At 64.3% G+C, this 4,095-nt stretch carries 3 protein-coding genes; 1 reads left to right on the top strand and 2 read right to left on the bottom strand.

The genetic code is table 11. The features are described from left to right. Positions 1-74: 74 nt before the first annotated feature. Positions 75-707, top strand: coding sequence for a trimeric intracellular cation channel family protein (locus EN750_RS21545; protein WP_127319279.1), 633 nt, complete (start codon positions 75-77; stop codon positions 705-707). A 77-nt stretch (positions 708-784) separates the two neighbouring features. On the opposite strand, the gene EN750_RS21540 is transcribed toward EN750_RS21545, so the two are convergent. Continuing rightward, positions 785-1,660, bottom strand: coding sequence for a GNAT family N-acetyltransferase (locus tag EN750_RS21540; protein ID WP_023812526.1), 876 nt, complete (start codon positions 1,658-1,660; stop codon positions 785-787). Positions 1,661-1,839: 179 nt separating this feature from the next. Continuing rightward, positions 1,840-4,095 (bottom strand): PAS domain-containing hybrid sensor histidine kinase/response regulator (locus EN750_RS21535; RefSeq protein WP_145967819.1); only part of this gene is annotated, 2,256 nt, incomplete at its 5' end.

Raw genomic sequence — 4,095 nt, 5'->3', positions numbered from 1 at the left:
GAAGCGTACCAACGGTGCGGCTTTGTGATAAACATACTCTCCTATTCTCCTCTTCCCTTACTCCCCTGGTCTGCATGAATGCCATCGCGCTTCTCGACTATGCCGGTGTCGCCGTCTTCGCGGCGACCGGGGCGCTGGCGGCTTCGCGTAAGCAACTCGACATCATCGGCTTCCTGTTCCTGGCCAGCGTCACCGGGATAGGCGGTGGCACGCTTCGCGACGTTATCCTCAACCTGCCGGTTTTCTGGGTCGCCAACTCCGGCTATGTGCTGGTCTGCGCCGCGGTTGCGGTGCTGGTCTTCTTCAGCGCGCATCGTGTCGAATCGCGCTGGAAGTGGCTGCTCTGGCTCGACGCCATCGGGCTCGCCGCCTTTTCGGTGATGGGCGCGGCCAAGGGGCTTGCGATTACCGGCTCGCCGGTCGTGTCCGTCATCACCGGCGTGCTCACCGCCACTTTCGGCGGCATTTTGCGCGATCTCCTTGCGGGCGAGCCATCGGTGCTGCTCAGGCCCGAAATCTACGTCACGGCGGCCCTTGCGGGTGCAGGCCTCTACACGCTTGGCGATCTTGCCGGACTGCCGCCGCTCGCCTCGAACCTCGCCGGCTTTGCGGCGGCGTTCCTCGTGCGCGGTGGTGCGCTCAAATTCGGCTGGTCATTTCCGTCCTACAAGAGCCGACCCGGCAGGCGGCCGGAAGATATTTTGTGAAAGGAAGCGAATAGCGAATAGAGAGTAGCGAATAGGGGTTGAGCGAGATAGCTCCCGCTATTCTCTATTCGCCAGCGTCACGCAGCGAAGCGCTGGGCTTCGCCGCCATAATAGTTGACGTAGCGTGCGCCGATCTCCTTGACCGGCATCACGACGAATACATCGACCGTCGAGAATTCGCGATCGATGACGCAACCATCGCCGATGCGGGCACCGACGCGCAGATAGCCCTTGACCAAAGGCGGCATCGCGGCGATCGCCGCCTTGGCATTGACGGCCTCGATCGGCATCAGATCCATCGAGCAATAGCGCCCGGACACAGCGCGCACGTCCCAGGCCGAATTCGTCCGGCAGTGGTGGGCGAGGTAGGTGAGCGCTTCGGCATGCGCCGCCGGCACGGTGCCGTGAAAGGACGCGCAACCGGTCATCACACCGATTTCGTAATGATTGATGTAAGCCCAGATGCCTTGCCACAACGCCTCGATGGTGCGCTTCGAGCGGTATTCCGGCAAAACGCAGGAGCGGCCGAGTTCAAGGAAACGCTGGCCGGGGTGGCGGGCGATGAGCTTGGTCAGCTCGAATTCACCTTCGGAATAGAAGCCACCGGCCGTGGCCGCGATTTCTTGCCGCAGCAGCCGATATGTGCCGACGATGCGGCGATGTTCGGGACCGGAAAGCGTGGTGTCCAAAACCAGCAGATGGTCGCAGAGCGGATCGAACCGGTCGGCGTCCCGGCGGTCATGGGCCTGGAACAGGTCCTTCCTGGCGCCAAGTTCGTCGTAGAACACCCGGTAGCGCACTTCCTGCGCGGCCGCGATCTCGGCCTCGTTGCGAGCGAGCCGCACTTCAAGATTGCCTATACGGCCCAGCGCAGCGCCCTTTATGACGGAATCGACGTTACGTCCGGCAAGCAAGGCGCTGCTGGCGTTCGGCCGAGTGTCACATTCCGGCATAACTGTATGCACGAGTGATTCTCCTTCGAGCCATCCCTCTTGGCACGGGGATACGGTGTAGGTGCAACAGGATTGTGACAGTACCGTGATACGACGTCATGGGCAATACTTCGTCGGCTGGCGAATACGATCAACCGGCTACGTTTAAGTGATCGCCGTGCCGAATGGCGGTGGAAAGCTCAGGCCGCGACGACCTGCCCCTCGACGGCATTGACCAGCGCTTCGGGGTCGAGCGGTTTGGTGACAAAGCCGCTGGCGCCATGGGCCAACACCGCGTGACGGGTCTTTTCCTGGCTGTCGGCCGACAGCACCATGATCGGCACCGGCCGCACGGCACTTTCTTCCTCATGGCGGCGGATGGCGGCGATCGCGTCCAGCCCGTCCATGACCGGCATGTGCAGATCCATCAAGACCACGTCGAAGCGGTCCTTGTGAGCGGCGCCGGTGACAGCCTCGACGGCGGCCTTGCCGTTGCCGACCACCTTGACGCGATGCCCGGCCTTCAGCAGCGTGGCGCGGGCCAGCATGGCGTTGATGTCATTGTCCTCGGCGATCAGCACCGACAGGCCGCGCTGGCGGTTGCCGACGGCCCGCAGCGACGGTGCGCCGCGCTTTTCCGGCGGCGGCGGGCCGAGGCTCGGAGCATGGCTGCTCAGCAGAACACGCAGAAGTGTTCCGCCACGCACCGGCCTGGCCAGGAAGGTTGCGTAGCCGCTGGCACGGAACTCGCCAAGCATGCCGCGATCGGTCGGCGCGATCAGCGTGATCGCCTCACAGTCGGAGAAACCGCTTTGGCGCAGGCGCTTGAGCAGCCTTCCGTCGCCTTCTTCCATCGCTGCATCGACCAGGATTGCATCGCAGCCGGCGGCGAAAGGCGCGGCCTGTGCGGCAGTGGTGGCGATGTCGACCGCGCCGCCATTGGCGCGGATGGTGCGGGCGATGGCGTCGGCCTCGACGGCGTTCTTCGACAGGATCACCGCGCGTCTGCCCGAGAGAGCATTCTGGTGGCCCTGCGGCGCTTCGGTGGCCGCTATCGCAGGGATTTCGAAGACGAATTCGGATCCCTGGCCGAGCCGGCTGGATACCGAGATCGTGCCGCCCATGGCGGCCACCAGGCGTCTGGAGATGGCAAGGCCGAGGCCGGCCCCGCCATGTGTGCGTGTCGACGTGCCGTCGGCCTGCTCGAATTCCTCGAAAATCCGCTCCAGGTCGGAGTCACGCAGGCCCGGACCGGTATCGGCGATCGTGAAGCATATGCGGTCGCTGGTTTCGGTGCGTGCGCGTGCTATGCTCACCAGCACGCCGCCGCTGTCGGTGAACTTGATGGCGTTGCCGATGAGGTTGAGAAGCACCTGCCTGACCTTGCCCGGATCGGCGGTGATCAATTGCGGCACGTCGGGTTCGACATGGCAACCCAGCCCGATATCCTTGGCGAAGGCGCGCGCGGCCAGCAATTCGATAATGTTGTCGGCGATCTCGCGCACCGACATCGGCTGCGGCTCGGGGTCGAAACGCCCGGCTTCGATCTTGGAATAGTCGAGAAGATCCTCGATCAAGGCAAGCAATGCGCTGGCCGAGGTCGAGACGGCGCCGACATAGGTCTGCTGCTCCGGCGACAGGCTGGTGTCGGCGAGCAACCTGGCCATCCCCATGATGCCGTTCATCGGGGTGCGGATTTCATGGCTGACGGTGGCGAGGAAGCGCGATTTGGCCTGGCTGGCATATTCGGCCCGTTCGCGCGCGGTGATCAGCGAGGATTCGGCGCGTTTGCGGGCGGTGATGTCGCGGGCGATGGCGCGGTGTGAAACGGCGCCGCTGTCCTTGTCGCGCACCGACAGTTCGATCCAAGAGAACCAGCGCTGCCCGCTCGGCGTGCTGATGGAGACATCGGTGGAACTCAGACACTCATGGTCGGAAAAGGCGGCATCGGGAACCATGCCGACCTCGATGCCCAGTTCTGCCAGGGTCTTGCCGGCAAGGTCGCGCTGGTCGACCTCGACGAGATCGGCGAAGACCTTGTTGGCATAGACGATGTAGCCGTCGCGGTCGCGATGGATGACGAGATCGCCAAGCGCGTCGATCAGGCCGCGAAAGCGCTCGTCGCTCTCCTGCATCTCCCACATGCGGTCGGCCAGCGTCTCGATCTCGGCGCGGCTGCGGGCAGTGGTTTCGTCAAGAAGGGCGGAGGTGCGATGTTCGCTCCGCCTGGCGCGCAAATGCAGGGCAAGGCCGGCAAGGCCGGTTGCCAGCAATGCGACGCTGATGAAGATCGGTGCCCCGGTCAGATGCGCCAGCCCGGCCACCAACACGATGGCGACGAATGTCAGAAAGGGCAGGCTTTCGCGCCTGGAGAATTCCGGCTCGGGCACCAGCGGCGGCGCGGCGACAAAGCGCCGCGTCGACGCCGGCGGGAGCACCGCATCGACGTCGTCGCC

Origin of the sequence: Mesorhizobium sp. M7A.F.Ca.ET.027.03.2.1, assembly GCF_003999175.1 — a bacterium.
Taxonomy (GTDB): Bacteria; Pseudomonadota; Alphaproteobacteria; order Rhizobiales; family Rhizobiaceae; genus Mesorhizobium.
Note: the sequence above shows the minus strand (reverse complement) of the source record. Positions and strands in the feature narration are given on the sequence as shown.